We start from the raw sequence: 17110 nt of genomic DNA on the forward strand, positions 1-17110 counted from the left end.
TAGTGTATCCAGTACGCCACTGTATCGAATACACTGATGTATCCCAGAGATCCCAGTAAGGTGTCAGGATGCCCTCCGAAATCGCAACCGTCGAGCCGGCCCAGATCGAGAGCGCTCGTCGTCGGAAGACCCGGGACCGTCTGATGGACGCGGCATACGAGGTTTTCGCCGAAACCGGTGTGCCCGCTGCATCCGTCGAAATGATCACCGAACGGGCCGGATTCACCCGCGGCGCCTTCTACTCCAACTTCGACACCAAGGAAGAGTTGTTCTTCGCCCTCGCCGAGCGCGAAAACCGGATCCGGCTCGAACGCCTACAGGAGGGCGTCGATGCGATCCTTCCCGAACTCGACCAGGCACCGCTTACCGAGGCAACGCTCGGCGACGTGGTCGCACGCTTCCTCGAACTCCAGTCAGACGACCAGCGCTGGTGCATCGTGCAGTCCGAATTCAAGCTCCTGGCGATGAGAAACCCTGCCGTCGCTGCCAGCTACCTTGCTTACCAGCGCGGTTTCCTCGCGCAACTGGCTGACCGCATCGACGACGCGGTGAGGTCGGTCGGTCTGCGGTTCACCCTGGAGCCGATCACGGCGATCGGCATCATCGTCAACGTGTACGAATCGGCCCTGCAGGAGGCCATCCTCGAGGGCAGCGACAGCGACTCGATCTCGGCCCCGCCCATGGCGCGGGCGACCCTGCCCGCCCTGGTCTCGTCGCTCACCGAGCCGCTGGGCTGACCGCCCGGTCGGGCCGGCGCTTGCACTCACCGGTTCGCCCCGCTCGTCAGCGCCGTCGGCGCTCCAGCAGGCGGTAGATGACCTTCCTGATCTCGCTGAACCACAGCACGGCGGATGCGGCAACGACGCACCAGAGCCAGTGCGCCGGGTCGAGCGGAGCGGTTCCGAAGGCGACCTGGAGGAAGGGAAGCTGCACGACGGCGACCTGCAGGAGCGCGGCGAGGACCACAGATCCACAGAGCCACGGGTTGCTGAACAGGCCGTGGAACGCGCTCGTCGTCTCCGATCGGGCGTTGAACGCGTTGAACAGCTGGGCGAAGACGAGGGTTGTGAACGCGGCCGTCCTGGCCACATCGAGGGAATCGGATCCGTGGAGGAACCCGCCGGGGAGGAAACGGTCGATCGTTGCGAGCGTCGCCAGCGCCATCACCAGGCCGACGGAGAGGATGCCGACCCACATGCGCCCGTCGATGGCCCGGTCGGTGAGCTTGCGCGGCGGCCTCGCCATGACGTCGTCGATTTCTGGGTCGACTCCCATCGCGAGGGCCGGTCCTGAGTCCGTCACGAGGTTGATCCAGAGGATCTGGGTTGCCAGGAGCGGGAGCACCACGGTTTCAGGGCCGGCGCCGGTGAGGCCGAGGGCGGCGGCGAACACGACGCCGAGGAACACCGTGAGCACCTCGCCCATGTTCGACGAGAGCAGGTAGCGCAGGAACTTCTTGATGTTGTCGAAGATCGCACGCCCCTGCCGGACCGCTGCGACGATGGTCGCGAAGTTGTCGTCGGCGAGGATCATCCGCGCCGCCTCTTTCGTGACCTCGGTGCCGGTGAGGCCCATCGCGATGCCGATGTCGGCGGATTTGAGGGCCGGTGCGTCGTTGACCCCGTCACCGGTCATGGCGACGATGCGGCCGTCGGCTTGCAGGGCGTCGACGAGCCGCAGCTTATGCAGGGGGGCGACGCGCGCGAAGACAGACACCGTTCGGGTGATCTCGCTAAGAGCGCCGGCGTCGAGCTCGTCGATCTCGGCCCCGGTGACTGCGCGACCGCCTGGCTCGATGATGCCGAGGTCTGTGGCGATGCGCGTGGCCGTGGCCGGGTGGTCGCCGGTGATCATCACGACCCGGATGCCGGCCCGCTGCGCTTCGGCGATGGCGGCGGCTACCTCGTTGCGGGGTGGGTCGATGATGCCTGCCGTGCCCGCATAGACCAGGTCGTGTTCGAGCGTCTCGGACGCGTAGTCCTCATCCTCGGTGACCGGGCGGTACGCCACCCCCAGTGTCCGGAACGCGTCGGAGGACAGCGCCTCGATATCGGCGAGAGCCTGCTGCCGACGCTCGTCGGTGAGCGGGACATCCGTGGTTCCGACCCGGAGCCGGGTGCAGTTGGAGAGGAGCACGTCAGGTGCCCCCTTGCTGAACAGAAGGGTCCTGCCGCCATCGTCGGAGTGCACCGTCGACATCATCTTGCGTTCGGAGGTGAAGGGGATCTCGGCGCGGCGGGTGAAAAGGTCCACCCGGTCGGTCGTGCCGTCGAGCTTGCGTGCGGCAACCAGGAACGCCGCCTCGGTCGGGTCTCCCTGGATCTCCCATCCGCCGTCGCGCTCGGCGAGTTGGGCGTTGTTCGCCAGCGCACCGGCGGTGAGCAGCAGCCGGGCCTCCCTGTGGCTCTCGGCGCCCAGCGGGGATCCAGCGTTGAGCACAGTGCCGACCGGCTGGTATCCGGTGCCCGTCACATCCGCTCTGCCCGAAGCGGTGATCAGCCGCTCGATCGTCATCTCGTTGCGGGTCAGGGTACCGGTTTTGTCGGTGCAGATGACGGATGCGGAGCCGAGGGACTCGACCGCGCTCAACCGTTTCACCACGGCGTTGCGCCTGGCCATTCGCTGGACTCCGATCGCGAGCACCAGCGAGAGGATGGCGGGGAGCCCCTCCGGTACGGCGGCGACGGCAAGGGAGACGCCGAGCAGCAGCACGACAACCAGGTCGCCGGGGGTGGAGATCCCGTTGACGATCGTGACCGTCCCCATGACCACGATGGCGATCGTGATCACGGCGATTCCGAGCATCCTGCCGACACGGGCCACTTCGATGGACAGCGGCGTCGGTTCCTCGACTGTGGCGTCGAGGAGGTGGGCGATGGCACCGACCTCGGTATCCATCCCGGTCGACGTGACCACGGCACGTCCGACGCCCTGCACGACGGATGTGCCCTTGAACACCATGTTGGTGCGGTCGCCGAGTGGAACGGAACCGGAAAGAAGGCCCGGATGCTTTTCCACTGCCTCGCTCTCACCGGTGAGCGACGCTTCGGCGATGCGGAGCGCGCTCGCGCTCACGATTCGGGCATCCGCTCCGACCGAATCGCCCTCACTCAGGGCGAGCAGGTCCCCACGCACAAGCTCAGAGGAGTGGACCGTCTCGAGTGCTCCGTTCCGGATGACGGTGGATGCTGCCGCGGTCATGGATGCCAGGGCGGCGACCGCCGAGGCAGCGCGGTACTCCTGGACGAACCCGAGCACCGCGTTCAGCACGACGATCGCGCCGATCACGATCGAGTCGACCGGCCAGCCCTCGGCTCCCTCGGCCAGCCAGGCTGCCAACGAGACGGCGACGGCGCCGAGGAGCAGGTAGATGAGCGGATCGTGGAACTGAGCGAGGAAGACGCGCCAGAGCGGTTTCGCCTTCACCCCGCGCAGCTCATTGGGGCCATCCGCTGCGAGTCGCCTCGCCGCTTCGTCGGCGGAAAGCCCCCGATCGATGTCGACGTCGAGCAGGTCTGCGACTGCCTCAGGGCTTTCGAGCGACGGGTTCACGAAGGTCAGATCAGGCCGCGCAGAAGTTCTTCGGCGCTTACGCCTTCCTGCCTGGCTCGTTCGTGCAGGCGGATGTGCTCGTCGTCCGTCAGCCACAGGGTGACTTCGTGCAGATCGGGGTCATCGAGGGAGAACAGGGTCAGTTCGTTGTCCGGCACGACGGCGTCGCCTGAAGCGCCGGCGGGCGCTTCTGTGGTTGTCGGCGAGGCGGCTGCCTGCACGCGCGATCGGGGGACGGTGGTGTGCGTCGTTGCGACGGCATCCGTTTCGTCGTCCTCGCGAGACCAGCCCGGCCCGTGCGGAATCGGCCGCCCGGCCTGGAATGCCTCGGAGACCGCCCGCGCCCGCGCATCGGCCGCTTCGTTCATCGGGTGGCCGGCGTGGCCGCGGACCCATTCGAATGTGTAGCGTCGGCCGGCCATCGCCTCGTCGAGTTCCTTGATGAGCTCGAGGTTCATCACCGGTTTGCCGTCGCCCTTGCGCCAGCCCTTGGCCTTCCAGCCACGCATCCACTTGGTGACGGTGTTGATCACATACTGGCTGTCGCAGAGCACGAGCAGGTCCTCGTCGAGGTGCGCGGTCGCGCGAAACAGCTCGAGCACGGCCTTGAGCTCACCCTGGTTGTTGGTGGCATGCTTCCATCCGCCGGCAGCCCAGTGAGCATCGTCGACGTACCAGGCCCATCCGGCGGGGCCGGGGTTGCCGAGGGCTGAGCCGTCTGCGGCAGCGGTGATCGTCATGAATGCCCTTCACTGGTGAAAGCCCCATCGTATCGGGCGCGTCTTGAGCGGCATCCGCTCGCGAGACGCCAAAAACTGTTCTGTGATCGCGCGGAGGTGCGGACCAGAGGACCCTTTTCGGTATTTCGCGGGGTGGGCTTCGTCAGGGGCGCCATCCTGCGTTGAGCAACGCGTCACGGATTGTGCGGATGCGCGTGGCGGCGCCGTTCGGCATGTGTTCGCGATGCACTCGGATGACGCGCCAACCGTCGGCCATGAGGAGGTCGAGCCGATCGACGTCATGGTGGCCCTGTTCTTCGGAAGCGAAATGGTGACCACCGTCGTACTCGATCAGGATCTTCCACTCCGGGTAGACGAGGTCGCCGAGGGCCAGGAACGTTCCGCGTGCGTTCCTGATCGGGACGTTCACGAGGGGCTCCGGGAGCCCCGCATCGACGATGAACAGCCGCAGTCGCGTCTCCTGGCGGGAGTCAGTGCCTGGCCTCACCCGCGAGAACGCACCCCGGAGCTTGCGCGATCCGCGACGTCCTGCCGAGCGGGACACGGCATCCGCCAGTTCGTCCATGGTGGCGAGCGGTCGTACGCGGCGGACGAGCCCGTCGCCCATCTCCACGAGTTCCGTGATGGAGAGTGTCCCGGCGAGTTCGCACCAGGTGTCGACCGGTGAAATCACCGGAAGTGACCCGCAGGTTCCGACAGCGGTCCTGCCCGCTTCAACCTGCCGCGACGCGACCCCTTTGGTGCGGGGTGCCCTGGCGGGCGACACTGCGGTGACGTGCACCGTCTCGGATGATTCCAGCCGTGCTGGAAGGTACAGGCCGTGGATTCGCGCCGCGCTGGTGCCGGAGAAATACTGGCCGGGTCGCATCCGGGGGAGGTAGTCGGTGATCGGTGAGCCGGGAACCGCGGCTGATCGACGGATGCCGGGAAACGGGGTGACGAGGTCTCTCCCGCGGAGGCGTCCGCGAGAGAGAGCGGACGCCGCCGCATCCGTCGTCTGGAACGCACGTCCAGCGAGATCCTCGGGGAGAGGTGAGTGCCGGGGCATCGCCATAGTGTGCAGCACTCGCGCCGCCCGCGCGCGGGCTGTGCACAGACAGCGTCGAGACACCAAAAAGGGCCCGCTGGATGAGAAAAAACCCCTCTCAGCGAGCCCTTTTCGGCATCTCGGCGGCGGTTACGCGAACGCGGCCGGGAGCGTTGCCTGATGGGTCGCGCGCAGTTCCTCGACCGTTGCCGTGAACAGGTCCTGGATCTCGAGCGCCGGGTTCGCCTTGTCGGTGACACCGATGCGCAAAGCGGGGTAGTTGCGGCCTTCGCAGAGGCCGCGGAATTTCACGTCGTCCTCGCGAGGCACCGAGACGATCACTCGACCCGTCGACTCAGAGAACAAAGCCGTCGCGATGTCGACGCCGTCCCGTTCGAGGATCTCGCCGAGCCACACCCGTGCGCCTACGCCGAAACGCATCACGCTCTCGGCGAGGGCCTGCGCAAGGCCACCGTCCGAGAGGTCGTGCGCCGAGGCGATGATCGAGGACTGCGCGCCTGCGTGCAGCAGGGCAGCGAGGTCCTTCTCACGGTCGAAATCCACCGCGGGCGGGAGTCCGCCGAGGTGGTCGTGGATCGTGCCCGCCCACGCGGAACCGGAAAGCTCCTCACGGGTGATGCCGAGAAGGTAGATGTTGTCGCCTTCGTCCTGCCAACCACTCGGCACACGCTTGGCGACGTCGTCGATCACACCGAGCACGCCGACGACGGGCGTCGGGAAGATCGGGGTGTCGCCGGTCTGGTTGTAGAACGAGACGTTTCCGCCGGTCACGGGCACTTCGAGGGCGAGGCAGCCGTCGGAGAGGCCCTCCACCGCCTGCGAGAACTGCCACATCACCTCGGGGTTCTCCGGGGAGCCGAAGTTGAGGCAGTCGGTGACGGCGGATGGCACAGCCCCTGTGCAGGCGACGTTCCTGTACGCCTCCGCGAGGGCAAGCTTCGCGCCGAGCGATGGGTCGAGCTGACAGTAGCGGCCGTTCGCGTCGGTGGCGATGGCGAATCCGAGGCCGGATTCCTCATCGACGCGGATCATGCCGCCGTCGTCCGGGAACGCCAGCGCCGTGTTGCCCATCACGTAGTAGTCGTACTGGTCGGTGATCCAGCTCTTGTCTGCGAGGTTTGCCGAACCCAGCAGGGAGAAGAACTGTGAACGGAGCGTCGCGGCATCCGTCGGTCGTTCGAGAGCGGATGCCGTGTCTGCCTGCAGCGCGTCGATCCAGCTCGGGTACGCGACGGGACGCTCGTACACAGGGCCGTCGACGGCGACGGTGGAAGGATCGACGTTGACGATCTCTTCGCCGTGCCAGTTGATGATCAGCCGGCCGGTGTCTGTGACCTCTCCCATCACGGAGGTTTCGACATCCCACTTGGCGGTGACGGCGAGGAAGCCCTCGAGCTTGCCTGGCTCGACAACAGCCATCATGCGTTCCTGCGACTCCGACATGAGGATTTCCTCAGGCGTCAGGGAGGGGTCGCGGAGGAGGGTGTTCGAGAGTTCGATGAACATGCCGCCGTCACCGTTCGCGGCGAGCTCGCTCGTGGCGCAGGAAATGCCTGCGGCGCCGAGGTCCTGAATGCCTTCGACCAGCTTCTCCTTGTACAGCTCAAGGCAACATTCGATCAGTACCTTCTCAGCGAACGGGTCACCGACCTGCACGGCGGGGCGTTTGGTGGGGCCAGCAGCGTCGAACGAGTCTGAGGCGAGGATCGACGCGCCGCCGATGCCATCGCCGCCGGTGCGCGCGCCGAACAGCACGATCTTGTTGCCGATTCCTGAAGCGTTGGCGAGGTGGAGGTCCTCGTGCCGGAGCACGCCGACCGAGAGGGCGTTGACCAGCGGGTTGCCCTGGTAGACCTTGTCGAAGTAGGTCTCGCCGCCGATGTTCGGCAGCCCGAGGCAGTTGCCGTAGAAGGAGATGCCGCTCGTGACGCCGTGCACCACGCGAGCCGTGTCCGGGTCGTCGATTGCGCCGAAGCGCAACTGGTCCATGACGGCGACCGGGCGTGCGCCCATCGAGATGATGTCGCGGACGATGCCGCCGACCCCTGTCGCTGCACCCTGGAACGGCTCGATGTATGAGGGGTGGTTGTGGCTCTCGACCTTGAAAGTGACGGCCCAGCCCTCCCCGATGTCGACCACCCCGGCGTTCTCGCCCATGCCGACCATGAGGTTTTTCTTCATGGCAGGGGTGACCTTCTGGCCGAACTGCTTGAGGTAGATCTTGCTCGACTTGTAGGAGCAGTGTTCGCTCCACATGACCGAGTACATGGCCAGTTCGCCCGACGTGGGGCGACGGCCGAGGATCTCTCTGATCCTCTCGTACTCGTCGGGCTTGAGCCCGAGTGCCGCGTACGGCTGCTCCTTCTCAGGAGTGGCGATGGCGTTCGAGACGGTGTCGGCGACAGAGGTTGCGGGGATACTCACGGGAGGAAGGCTCCTAGATCGAGGGGTGCCGGATGCCCCAATTCTATCCGGGCACGCGGATGACTCCTGCCCGGGCGTTCTACCGGTCGCCGCCAGGGGGGCCGATCGTCAGGAGGGTCGCAAAGATGACCACGAGGGCGACGACGAAGAGCACAACGAGCAACAGCGGGTGAGTGAGGAACCAGCGCAGCAGGCGGTCGACCCAGGTCCGGTCGCGCGGGTCGTCGGTCGCTGTGCGGCGCCACGTACCGTCGAGACGGCCGGTGCGGTCGGCCCAGAGGTCGAACGGGATGGTGGCATACGGCACGACGGCCGTGAGGACGCCGAGCGCAATAAGACGGATGCTCCAGCGCTGGTTGAGGCCGACGAGAACCGCGGTTCCCGCGTACGCCAGGAACACGAATCCGTGAATCGACCCACCGACCCTGACGCCGAGGTCGCCCAGGTCCCAGACATACTTCATGAGCAGCCCGAGGATCAGGAGCGTCCACGTCACCGCCTCGACGAAAGCAAGCGTGCGGTAGAACAGGCGGGGAGACACGGGAGACCCTCCAGGGGGAAGGGTGGCCACGGGGCGACGGGACGTCGCGGCCGGAAAATCGGAATGCCTCCATCCTCCCAGCCAGACGAAGCCGGGCGCGTCCTCCGAAAGATGGAGCCGGAGAGCCAGTCATCTCCGCCGTTCGGGGGATGCAGGCGCGCTTCAATCCCTGCCAAGGTAGAACCGCACCCCCGCCCATCTACTTCAGGAGCAGAATGCCCACGGGAGTCCCCATCGAATTTGCCGGCGTCTCCAAACGCTTCGGCTCCGTCGCCGCCGTTTCCGACCTCAGTTTCCGGGTCGAACCGGGCAGGGTCACCGGTTTCCTCGGCCCCAACGGCGCAGGCAAAACCACAACTCTCCGGATGCTGCTCGGCCTCGTCACTCCGACAGCGGGCTCTGCCACCATCGGCGGGGTCCGGTACCGTGATCTTCTCTCTCCACTCAGTTCGGTGGGATCGGCTCTCGAAGCCGCAAGCTTCCACCCGGGCCGGACCGCTCGGAATCACCTCAGCGTGTATGCGAAGGCGGCTCGGATCGATTCAAAGCGCGTTCCGATCGTCCTGGAGACGGTCGGCCTGAGCGCACACGCAGACCGACGCGTCGGCGGATACTCACTTGGCATGCGTCAGAGGCTCGGGCTCGCGTTCGCTCTCCTCGGTGACCCGGGAGTTCTCGTGCTCGACGAGCCGATCAACGGCCTCGACCCCGAGGGCATCAAGTGGATCCGCGGCTTCCTGCGCCAGCTCGCCGCAGAGGGCCGTACCGTGCTCATCTCCTCACACCTGCTCAGCGAAGTTCAGCAGAGTGTCGACGACGTCGTCATCATCGCCCGTGGCGCCCTTGTGCACCGCGGGCCGTTGTCGAGCCTGGAGATCGAGGGTGCCGCCACGAGGGTGATCGTCGATTCGCCGAACCGTGAACAGCTGATGGCTGCGCTCACCGCGGCATCCGTTTCGTTCGACGTCGCCAGGGCCGGCATCCTGGTCTCCGGCCTGGAGCCTGGACAGGTCGGCCATATCGCCTTTTCGGCTGGAGTGGAGGTGAGTTCGTTGCACCGACAGAAGTCGGGACTCGAGGACTCATTCCTCGCGATGGTCGGGCAGGGGGGATCGCTGTGAACCTGTTCTTCCCCGCTTTCCGCGCTGAGGTCGCGAAGCTCCTCACCACCCGGATCTGGTGGATCCTCGCGATCATCCTCCTTGTCTACATCGGTTTCGTCTCCGGCGGCCTCGGCGCCCTCTTCGGGTTCCTCTCGAAATCCGGAGACGAGCAGCCGCAGGGTGCGCCGCCGATGGAGATTCTCGCGCCGATGCTCTACGGATCGGTCAGCACCTTCGGGTACGTGTTCCCCGTCCTTCTCGGGGCGCTCGCCGTCACGAGCGAATACCGCCACCGGATGCTCACGCCAACGTTCCTCGCGACGCCGAAGCGGGGGATGGTGTTGGGCGCGAAGAGCGCCACCCTGCTGATCTTCGGTGCGATCTACGGTGTTGTTGGCGTGCTCGCTTCGGTTGGAGCCGGAGCCGGGGTGCTCGCGCTCTTCGGGCTCGATACCCAGCTCGACAACAGCGACACCTGGGCGATGGTCGGCAGGGCCGTGCTCGCCCTTGCACTTTGGGCAGTGATCGGTGTCGGCCTCGGCGCGCTGATCCCGAACCAGGTGGCAGCGATCGTCGTGATCCTCGCATTCACCCAATTCGTCGAACCGACGCTACGCGCAGTGACGATGTTCGCCGGCTGGGCGGCATCCATCGGCCGGTTCCTGCCTGGGGCGGCAAGTGATGCGCTCGTCGGTGCGCCGAGCCTGTTCAACACCGGCGCGGCGGGGACGGGCGCCGAACCCTTCGAGTGGTGGCAGGGCGGGCTCCTGCTCGCAGCCCTCGCCCTCGTGCTCACCGTCGTCGGCTACTTCGTGTCGTGGAAGCGCGACGTCACCTAGGCGTGAGAAACCGAAAAGGGCTCCCTGCGGCGGCATAGTGCCGGGCAGGGAGCCCTTTTTCGGTATCTCGGGAGAACTCAGGCCGAGACGAGCGCCGTGATCGCGCTCGTGAAGAGCGTGAGGCCGTCGGTGCCAGACCGCATGGCATCAGGGGTGTCAGGGCCGAAGCCCGGCTCGACCGCGTGCTCGGGGTGCGGCATGAGGCCCACCACGTTGCCGCGTTCGTTGGTGATGCCGGCGATGTCGCGCAGCGACCCGTTCGGGTTCGTGCCGAGGTAACGGAAGACCACACGGCCCTCGCCCTCGAGCCGGTCCAGTTCGTGCTCTGAGGCGATGAAGCCGCCCTCGCCGTTCTTCAGGGGGATGACGATCTCGTCGTTCGCAGCGAACTCGTTGGTCCACACGGTGTCGACGTTCTCGACCCGCAGCGCCTGGTCACGGCGGACGAAGTGGCCGTGATCGTTGCGGATGAGGCCACCGGGCAGCAGGTGCGCCTCGGTGAGCATCTGGAAGCCGTTGCAGATGCCGAGCACAGGCATTCCCTTATTGGCGGCGTCGATGACTTCAGCCATGATCGGGGAGACGGATGCGATCGCACCGGCACGCAGGTAGTCGCCGTAGCTGAACCCCCCGGGCAGCACGAGGGCGTCGACGCCGTGGAGATCATGTTCGCCGTGCCAGAGGGCGACGGGTTCCGCTCCGGCGATGCGGATCGCCCGCTGGGCGTCACGCTCGTCGAGCGAGCCCGGGAAAGTGATGACGCCGATGCGCATGACTACTCGGCCTCCGGGTAGGTGATCGCGACGACGTCCTCGATGACCGAGTTCGACAGGATCTCGTCCGCGATGTGCTGAACGTCGGCGCGGATGGCATCCGTGATCGGGCCGTCCACGGTCAGTTCAAACCGCTTCCCGATGCGGACAGCGCTGAACTCGGACTTGCCGAGCCGCGTGAGCGCCCCTGAGACCGCCTTACCCTGCGGGTCAAGCAGTTCAGCCTTGGGCATTACTTCTACGAGGATTGTGGGCACCGAATGTCTCCCGGATGTTCGAGGTGGGGGAATACAACAATCCTACCGGCACCTCGACGGTGAATTCCCAGCTCGAGGGTGAACCGGTTGCGCTCCCGATGAGCGTCGACGCGACACTGCTGCGGATCGCCCAGGGCGCGGTCGCGAACGTCGTTCGGCACGCGTAGGCAACACGCGCCGACCTCACCGTGACCTACCCGTCGGACGCGTCTCGTTCGATGTCGTCGACGACGGAGTCGGCTTCGACCCGGCGACCGCCTCGGACGGGGCCGGTGGGCACACTGTTGAACAGAGCAGGACCGGTGTCGACATCGTGCTCATGGACCTCCAGTTCGGCAGCGGCATGCAGGGAGCGCAACCCGCCGCATCCGGGGATTGCCGGTGCGCCGCACCTCCTCGTGCTCACCAACGACGACACGGATGCCGACACGTCGAAGCAGGCGCCGCGGACTACCTGCTCGAGGACGCCCTCCCGCCGAGACGATCGCGGCGGTGCGCGCAGCAACCAGAGGGCAAAGTGCGCTCGCGCCGACTGTCGCCGGCCGGCTCGAAGCCCCCCAGAACCCTCCGGAGAGGCGCTCACGTCGAGGGAAGCCGAAGTTCTCGCTCTCGTCGCCGACGGATGCTCGAACCGTGACATCGCGAGGACCCCGTTCCTCTCCGAAGCCACGGTGAAGAGCCACCTCGTGCACATCTTCACGAAACTGCAGGTGTCGTCGCGGACGGCCGCCGTGGCATCCGCACGCGACCGCGGTTACATCCGTCCGGCCTGGACCTCGAGGTCGTGGAGGGTGCGCAGGGCGGTGACCACGTCGGCGTGCCACCGGCGGGCCAGCGGCACGACTTTCGTGTAGATGGCGGCCTCGTGGGTGGCGCCCTGGTAGCGGACGGCACTCGCGTCGACTCCCGATGCGCGGAGGGCGGCGGCGTAGGCCTCGCCGTCGAGACGGAGGGCGTCGTACTCGGCAGTGAAGATCCACGCAGGGGGAAGACCACGGTGGGTGAGCGCTCGCGCCGGTGACGCGTACGGCTCCTTCGCTCGTGCCCGGTCGCCGAGGTACGCCTCCGCGACCTGGACCAGTTCTCGCCGCGCGAGGAAACGCGGGATGCGCATCTCCCGGATCGGTGCCATGTCGATGGATTTCCCTGTCAGGTCGGTGACGGGCACCTCGAGCACCTGCAGCCTCAACGGGTGTCCTGCGCGATCGCGGTTGAGCAGTGTGACGCTCGCAGCGATGTTTCCGCCGGACGACGTCCCGTTGATGCCGATGCGGTCGGCGTCGACCCCGAGCTGGGCAGCGTTGTCGACCAGCCAGCCGAGCGCGGCATAACCTTGCTCGATCTGGGTGGGGTAGCGGTGTTCAGGAGCGAGCGCGTAGTCAACGGCGACATGGATGACCCCGGCGTCGGCGGTCCGCGCCCGGAACGTCGCATCGACGCTCGTGTAGTCGACCCCGCCCAGCTGGAAGGAACCGCCGAAGAACGCGAGTACCGCTGGCAGCAACGGGGTGCCAGGTCCGCCTGAGCCGGTTGCCTCGAGCGGCCGGTACACGCGCACACGAACGGATGGGAAGCCGTCGACATCGACGACGTGGTCCGTCACGGCAACCTCTGGAGGGGCCAGGCCGACACGGCCGTAGAGTTTCGCATCCCATTTCTCCGCGTTGCGCCTCTTCCAGGCCGGCGTCCGGCGCTTCGCCTTCTCCTCGGCGGAGAGCGGCGGTTTGCCAGGCGCTGACGGCGATGTCCTGTGCGCTGCCTCGGCGCCGGCGACGGCCGTTCCGGCAGCCTTCGTGCCCACCGTCCGTGCCGGAGATTCGGCCAGGGCCAGCCTGGCGGCCCCGCGCCGCCAGGGGAACAGGCTCGTGGCGACGCTCGTGACGGTGCCGACGATCATGCCCCGGGCTTCGGCGATCATGTCGCGTCGCCTCGCCAGGTACATGGCCTGGAAATACGGATCGAGTGGCACGGCTCTCCTCCCTTTCGGTCGGCTCGACAGTACCAATTCCGGCTGGGCGGCGCAGGCCGAAAGCACTCGGCCCGGATCGCACGGGGTGTGCGGCACGGGCCGAGCGTCACGGGCGTCCGGCTGCCGGCGCGCGTCAGGGATGCGTCGTCAGGGGGTTTTGGCCTGCACGTGGATGAGGTTCGACCACGGGTCGCCGAAGCTCACGGTCTGGCCGTCGTCCCTGACCTGCACCTTGTGGTGGGTGAGTCGCTCGGTCAGCTCGCCGAGAGCATCCGCCTCGGGGATCACGATGTCGATGCGGCCGAGGCCCAGGGCGGGCATTCGCGGCCCGGCGCCGCGCGAGTTCCAGACGTTCATCGCCATGTGGTGGTGGTATCCGCCCGCAGAGACGAAGAGTGCCTGGTTGCCGAATGACGTGGTGGCGTCGAAGCCCAGAGTGTTCACATAGAACTCCCGAGCGGTCGCCACGTCGCCGACGGACAGGTGCACGTGGCCGATCTGCGCGCCGCCGAAGACGGACTCGTCATCTGGCGTCGTCTGCCCCTGCTCGGTGAGGTGCTGCGAGAGGAATTCGTTGGGGTCGACGTACAGCGTGGCCATCTCGATCTGCCCGTGCACCCAGCTCCATTCGGTGCGGTCACGGTCCCAGTACAGCTCGACGCCGTTGCCCTCAGGGTCGGTGAAGTAGAAGGCGATGCTCACGAGGTGGTCGGCGCTGCCGGTGAAGGTCCCTGGTGCCTTACGCGCGACCGAGTAGAGCGCGGCGGCGAGGGCGGCCTTCGACTCGAACAGGATGGCGGTGTGGAAGAGCCCGGCCGACCCGGGGGAGGCGTGCTTGAGCTCGGGAGCGTGCTCGAGGATGACGGCCGGGACACCTTCGCGGCCGAGGGTCACCGTGTGTTCGGTGGTCGACAGGACACGGAGCGTGACGGCATCCGTGTAGTAGGTCGTCATCGCGTCGAGGTCAGCCACGAGGAGGGTGACCGGGCCCATGGCGGTGTCTGCGGCAAGTTTGTCTGTGGGAGCGAGCGAGTTCATGATAGGTATAACTATAGTTGTAGCGACAACATTCCGCTAGCCCGGAGAATCTTCCGGGTCGGCACGGAGCTTACGGGCGAGAGACACGGTATCCGGGTTGTCCGCGTAGTAGCCGTAGTGCGGGATGTCGGAATAACCTGCTGACCGGTACAGGGCGATGGCAGCCGGGTGGTTCTTGTTGGTCTCGAGTACCATCGTCCCCACGCCGTGGTCGCGAGCAGACGTTTCCAGCCAGGCGACGATGGCCCGGGAGAAGCCGCGACCACGGTGCCGGTCGGCAACATACATCCGCTTCAGTTCGGCACGGTCGTTTCCCACCCGCCGCCACGCACCCATCGCGACGGGCTCATCCGCGAGGTACCCAAGCGCGAGGGCGCCGCGGGGTGGCACGAACTCGTCGTCGTCGATCGGGCTCGCGTCCGGGCTTCCGTAGATGCGGGTGTAGAGATCCTGGAGTTCGGCGATGAGTCGCACCGCATCCGGGTGCGAGTACTCCCGACGAACGATGGTGACGTCACCCGACGTTTCTGGCATGGCCGGTCGGGATCAGGTCGCGAGGACGGAGCGTTTCCGCAGGTCGAGCAGGCTGAGAACCAGGGCGACCGCGAGCAGCGCGACGATGATGACCGTGCCGCGCTCGTAGGCGTCCCGGTAGATCGTCACCGGGTTGTCGAGACCCTTCTCGGCGTACAGTGTCGCGAAGAAGGTGCTCGACGCAACGGCGACGCCGATGGCCGTACCGACGCGCTGGCCGACCTGCGCCACCGAACCAGCTACGCCGCCCTGGGTGACCGGGACGTCCTGCAGTGTCAGGGTCTGGTTCGGCGAAATGACGAACCCGCCGCCCGCACCGGCGACGGTGAGAACCGCGGCAAGGAGCCACGGCGTCCAGGTCTCGCTGGCGAACGCGGCAATCGGCAAAGTGGCACCGATGCCGAGGCCCGCCAGGACGACACCCAGGACGACGATCGGGCGACCGTGCGTGTTGACCAGGCGGCCGCCGAGCCAGGAGGTGCCCGCCGACGCGAGCGCGAACGGGATCGATACCATCCCCGCATAGACGGCCTCGAGCCCGAGCCCCTGCTGGAGGAACAGGGTGACAATGAGGAACATGGCCGGGATCGCGGCGAAATATGCCGTCGCGATGAGGATGCCGTTCCGGTACGAGGCGAGACGGAGCAGCCCGAAATGCACGACGGGTGACTTCCCGATACGGAGGTAACGGCGTTCCCACCAGACGAAGGCGGTGCCGGCGACGACGAATCCGACCAGCCAGAACCATCGACGGGGATCGTCGCTCGGTCCGCCTGTGGTCAGGACGAAGGGGAGCATGAGGCTGAAGGTGGCGACGCCGAGCAGCAGGATCCCGGTCACATCGAGGTTCTTCGCGCCGGCTTCGCGGAGCTGGGTCTTCGGCAGGAGCCGCCAGGCGAACCAGATCGCGATGAGGCCGAGCGGGATGTTCATCCAGAACAGCAGCCGCCATCCGTTCTCGTGGCCGCCGATCGCGATGAGCAGCCCACCGAGGGTCGGGCCGAACGCCGTCGAGAGGCCGATGACGGCACCGAACAGACCGAACGCCTTGCCGCGTTCACGGCCCTGAAACAGCTGCTGGATGAGACCGAGCACCTGCGGCATCTGGATCCCGGCGGCGACGCCCTGCAGGATGCGACCGATGACGAGGATCTCGATCGTCGGTGCGAGAGCGCAGAGCAGGCTGGCGAGGGTGAACGAGGTGAGGCCGATGAGGAACATGTTGCGCCGTGACCGGATGTCGCCCAGTCGGCCCGAGGGGACGAGCGCAAGCCCGAAGGCGAGCGCGTACCCCGCCACGATGAGCTGCAGCTCGGTGGCGCCGCCGCCGAGCGAGTCCTCGACCGACGGCAGTCCGACGTTGATCTTGGCGATGTCAAGGATGGTGAGACAGGCGACACCGACGCACACCCAGAAGCTCTCCCACTTGACTCGGTTGGCGTGGGCTTCGTGGGCAGTGAGATCAGACATCTCTCAGAAGACTACGCCGTCAAACGTTCAAGCAATTCCCGGTAGCGGGATGAGGTTTCTTCGACTATCTCGGCGGGCAGTTCGGGCGGAGTTCCGGTCTGGTCCCAGTTCGCGGCGAGCCAGTCCCGGACGATCTGCTTGTCGAAGCTCGCCATCCTGGCCGCGGCGGTTTCCGCGGTGGCATAGACGGCGGCGTCCCAGTACCGGGAAGAGTCTGAGGTGAGGACCTCATCGCCCAGGGTCAGGACTCCGCTGTGCGGGTCCCGCCCGAACTCGAATTTGGTGTCGGCGAGGATCAAGCCTCGTTCCTCTGCGATGGCGGATGCTTGCGCGTAGATCGCGAGGGACGTGTCGCGCAGTGCCGTGGCATCCGCTTCGCCAATCAGCTCGACGCTCTGCTGGAACGAGATGTTCTCGTCGTGTTCACCCATCGGTGCTTTGTACGCCGGGGTGTACAGCGGTTCGGGGAGGCGGTCGCCGTTGTTCAGGCCGTCGGGCAGAGGGATGCCGCAGACACTCCGTGAGGCGACGTACTCTTTCCAGCCAGAGCCGGTGAGGTAGCCGCGCACGACGCATTCGACCGGAAACATGTCGAGGGTTTTGCAGAGCATGGCCCGTCCAGCAACCTCAGCCGGGATGAGGCTGGTGTCCTCGTTGCCGAGCACGTGGTCCGGGGCGAGGTGGTTGGGCACGTCAGCCAGCTGGTCGAACCACCACAGGCTGAGAGTGGTCAGCAGCTCGCCCTTGCCGGGGATGCCGGGCTCAAGGACGTGGTCGAAGGCGCTCACGCGGTCGCTCGCCACCATGAGCACCCGGTCAGCC

The 17110-nt window shown here is 66.6% G+C and carries 18 protein-coding genes; 5 read left to right on the forward strand and 13 right to left on the reverse strand.

The window, feature by feature from the left end; genetic code table 11:
* Positions 1-68 precede the first annotated feature (68 nt).
* A complete protein-coding gene (locus tag JWP90_RS09960; RefSeq protein ID WP_297363297.1) occupies positions 69-737 on the forward strand; it encodes a TetR/AcrR family transcriptional regulator in 669 nt (222 codons plus the stop codon).
* Positions 738-783: 46 nt separating this feature from the next.
* On the opposite strand, the gene JWP90_RS09965 is transcribed toward JWP90_RS09960, so the two are convergent.
* From JWP90_RS09965 to JWP90_RS09985, 5 genes are all read right to left on the reverse strand, one after another.
* Positions 784-3552 carry a cation-translocating P-type ATPase gene (locus tag JWP90_RS09965; RefSeq protein WP_297363300.1) on the reverse strand — a complete coding sequence of 923 codons (2769 nt, stop codon included), beginning with the start codon at positions 3550-3552 and terminating at the stop codon, positions 784-786.
* A 5-nt stretch (positions 3553-3557) separates the two neighbouring features.
* Positions 3558-4292, reverse strand: a complete 735-nt coding sequence (locus JWP90_RS09970; RefSeq protein WP_297363302.1) for an RNase H family protein — start codon at positions 4290-4292, stop codon at positions 3558-3560.
* Positions 4293-4434: 142 nt separating this feature from the next.
* Complete coding sequence (locus JWP90_RS09975; protein WP_297363304.1) at positions 4435-5340, reverse strand: DUF559 domain-containing protein; 906 nt, start codon at positions 5338-5340, stop codon at positions 4435-4437.
* A 129-nt stretch (positions 5341-5469) separates the two neighbouring features.
* Positions 5470-7764, reverse strand: a complete 2295-nt coding sequence (purL, locus tag JWP90_RS09980; protein WP_297363306.1) for a phosphoribosylformylglycinamidine synthase subunit PurL — start codon at positions 7762-7764, stop codon at positions 5470-5472.
* A gap of 79 nt (positions 7765-7843) precedes the next feature.
* Positions 7844-8335, reverse strand: coding sequence for a DUF3817 domain-containing protein (locus tag JWP90_RS09985; protein WP_297363308.1), 492 nt, complete (start codon positions 8333-8335; stop codon positions 7844-7846).
* A gap of 185 nt (positions 8336-8520) precedes the next feature.
* On the opposite strand from JWP90_RS09985, the gene JWP90_RS09990 reads away from it, so the two are divergent.
* On the forward strand, positions 8521-9426 hold the full coding sequence (locus JWP90_RS09990; RefSeq protein ID WP_297363310.1) for an ABC transporter ATP-binding protein: 906 nt from the start codon (positions 8521-8523) through the stop codon (positions 9424-9426).
* Entirely contained in the window at positions 9423-10247 is an 825-nt protein-coding gene (locus JWP90_RS09995) for an ABC transporter permease (protein ID WP_297363312.1), read from the forward strand. The genes JWP90_RS09990 and JWP90_RS09995 overlap by 4 nt, the downstream gene beginning before the upstream one ends.
* Positions 10248-10324: 77 nt before the next feature.
* Here JWP90_RS09995 and purQ read toward each other — a convergent pair whose 3' ends face one another.
* A complete protein-coding gene (gene purQ / locus JWP90_RS10000; RefSeq protein ID WP_297363314.1) occupies positions 10325-11020 on the reverse strand; it encodes a phosphoribosylformylglycinamidine synthase subunit PurQ in 696 nt (231 codons plus the stop codon).
* A 2-nt stretch (positions 11021-11022) separates the two neighbouring features.
* On the reverse strand, positions 11023-11253 hold the full coding sequence (gene purS, locus JWP90_RS10005; RefSeq protein WP_297363316.1) for a phosphoribosylformylglycinamidine synthase subunit PurS: 231 nt from the start codon (positions 11251-11253) through the stop codon (positions 11023-11025).
* 14 nt (positions 11254-11267) lie between these two features.
* On the opposite strand from purS, the gene JWP90_RS10010 reads away from it, so the two are divergent.
* Positions 11268-11444 carry a hypothetical protein gene (locus tag JWP90_RS10010; RefSeq protein ID WP_297363318.1) on the forward strand — a complete coding sequence of 59 codons (177 nt, stop codon included), beginning with the start codon at positions 11268-11270 and terminating at the stop codon, positions 11442-11444.
* A gap of 26 nt (positions 11445-11470) precedes the next feature.
* Here JWP90_RS10010 and JWP90_RS10015 read toward each other — a convergent pair whose 3' ends face one another.
* Positions 11471-11635 (reverse strand): hypothetical protein, encoded by a 165-nt coding sequence (locus tag JWP90_RS10015; protein ID WP_297363320.1) that lies wholly within the window; start codon positions 11633-11635, stop codon positions 11471-11473.
* A 40-nt stretch (positions 11636-11675) separates the two neighbouring features.
* On the opposite strand from JWP90_RS10015, the gene JWP90_RS10020 reads away from it, so the two are divergent.
* Positions 11676-12131 (forward strand): response regulator transcription factor, encoded by a 456-nt coding sequence (locus tag JWP90_RS10020; protein ID WP_297363322.1) that lies wholly within the window; start codon positions 11676-11678, stop codon positions 12129-12131.
* Here JWP90_RS10020 and JWP90_RS10025 read toward each other — a convergent pair.
* The 5 genes from JWP90_RS10025 to JWP90_RS10045 all read right to left on the reverse strand — a co-directional run.
* The gene (locus JWP90_RS10025; RefSeq protein WP_297363324.1) at positions 12032-13246 is read right to left on the reverse strand and encodes an alpha/beta hydrolase; all 1215 of its coding nucleotides are present in this window, start codon (positions 13244-13246) and stop codon (positions 12032-12034) included. The genes JWP90_RS10020 and JWP90_RS10025 overlap by 100 nt on opposite strands.
* 147 nt (positions 13247-13393) lie before the next feature.
* A complete protein-coding gene (locus JWP90_RS10030; protein ID WP_297363326.1) occupies positions 13394-14284 on the reverse strand; it encodes a VOC family protein in 891 nt (296 codons plus the stop codon).
* 36 nt (positions 14285-14320) lie between these two features.
* Positions 14321-14818 carry a GNAT family N-acetyltransferase gene (locus JWP90_RS10035; protein ID WP_297363328.1) on the reverse strand — a complete coding sequence of 166 codons (498 nt, stop codon included), beginning with the start codon at positions 14816-14818 and terminating at the stop codon, positions 14321-14323.
* Positions 14819-14830: 12 nt separating this feature from the next.
* Positions 14831-16288, reverse strand: coding sequence for an MFS transporter (locus tag JWP90_RS10040; protein ID WP_297363330.1), 1458 nt, complete (start codon positions 16286-16288; stop codon positions 14831-14833).
* Positions 16289-16299: 11 nt separating this feature from the next.
* A partial coding sequence (locus tag JWP90_RS10045) for a phosphoribosylaminoimidazolesuccinocarboxamide synthase (protein ID WP_297363332.1) occupies positions 16300-17110 on the reverse strand: 811 nt, incomplete at its 5' end.

It is taken from the genome of Mycetocola sp., assembly GCF_025464835.1.
Taxonomy (GTDB): domain Bacteria; phylum Actinomycetota; class Actinomycetes; order Actinomycetales; family Microbacteriaceae; genus Mycetocola_A.

Excerpts from the sequence above, each read along its gene's own strand:
- JWP90_RS09960 (WP_297363297.1), top strand. The coding sequence starts at position 69 with ATGCCCTCCGAAATCGCAACCGTCGAGCCGGCCCAGATCGAGAGCGCT.
- JWP90_RS09970 (WP_297363302.1), bottom strand. The coding sequence starts at position 4,292 with ATGACGATCACCGCTGCCGCAGACGGCTCAGCCCTCGGCAACCCCGGC.
- JWP90_RS09975 (WP_297363304.1), bottom strand. The coding sequence starts at position 5,340 with ATGCCCCGGCACTCACCTCTCCCCGAGGATCTCGCTGGACGTGCGTTC.
- JWP90_RS09990 (WP_297363310.1), top strand. The coding sequence starts at position 8,521 with ATGCCCACGGGAGTCCCCATCGAATTTGCCGGCGTCTCCAAACGCTTC.
- purQ (WP_297363314.1), bottom strand. The coding sequence starts at position 11,020 with ATGCGCATCGGCGTCATCACTTTCCCGGGCTCGCTCGACGAGCGTGAC.
- purS (WP_297363316.1), bottom strand. The coding sequence starts at position 11,253 with ATGCCCAAGGCTGAACTGCTTGACCCGCAGGGTAAGGCGGTCTCAGGG.
- JWP90_RS10030 (WP_297363326.1), bottom strand. The coding sequence starts at position 14,284 with ATGAACTCGCTCGCTCCCACAGACAAACTTGCCGCAGACACCGCCATG.
- JWP90_RS10035 (WP_297363328.1), bottom strand. The coding sequence starts at position 14,818 with ATGCCAGAAACGTCGGGTGACGTCACCATCGTTCGTCGGGAGTACTCG.
- JWP90_RS10040 (WP_297363330.1), bottom strand. The coding sequence starts at position 16,288 with ATGTCTGATCTCACTGCCCACGAAGCCCACGCCAACCGAGTCAAGTGG.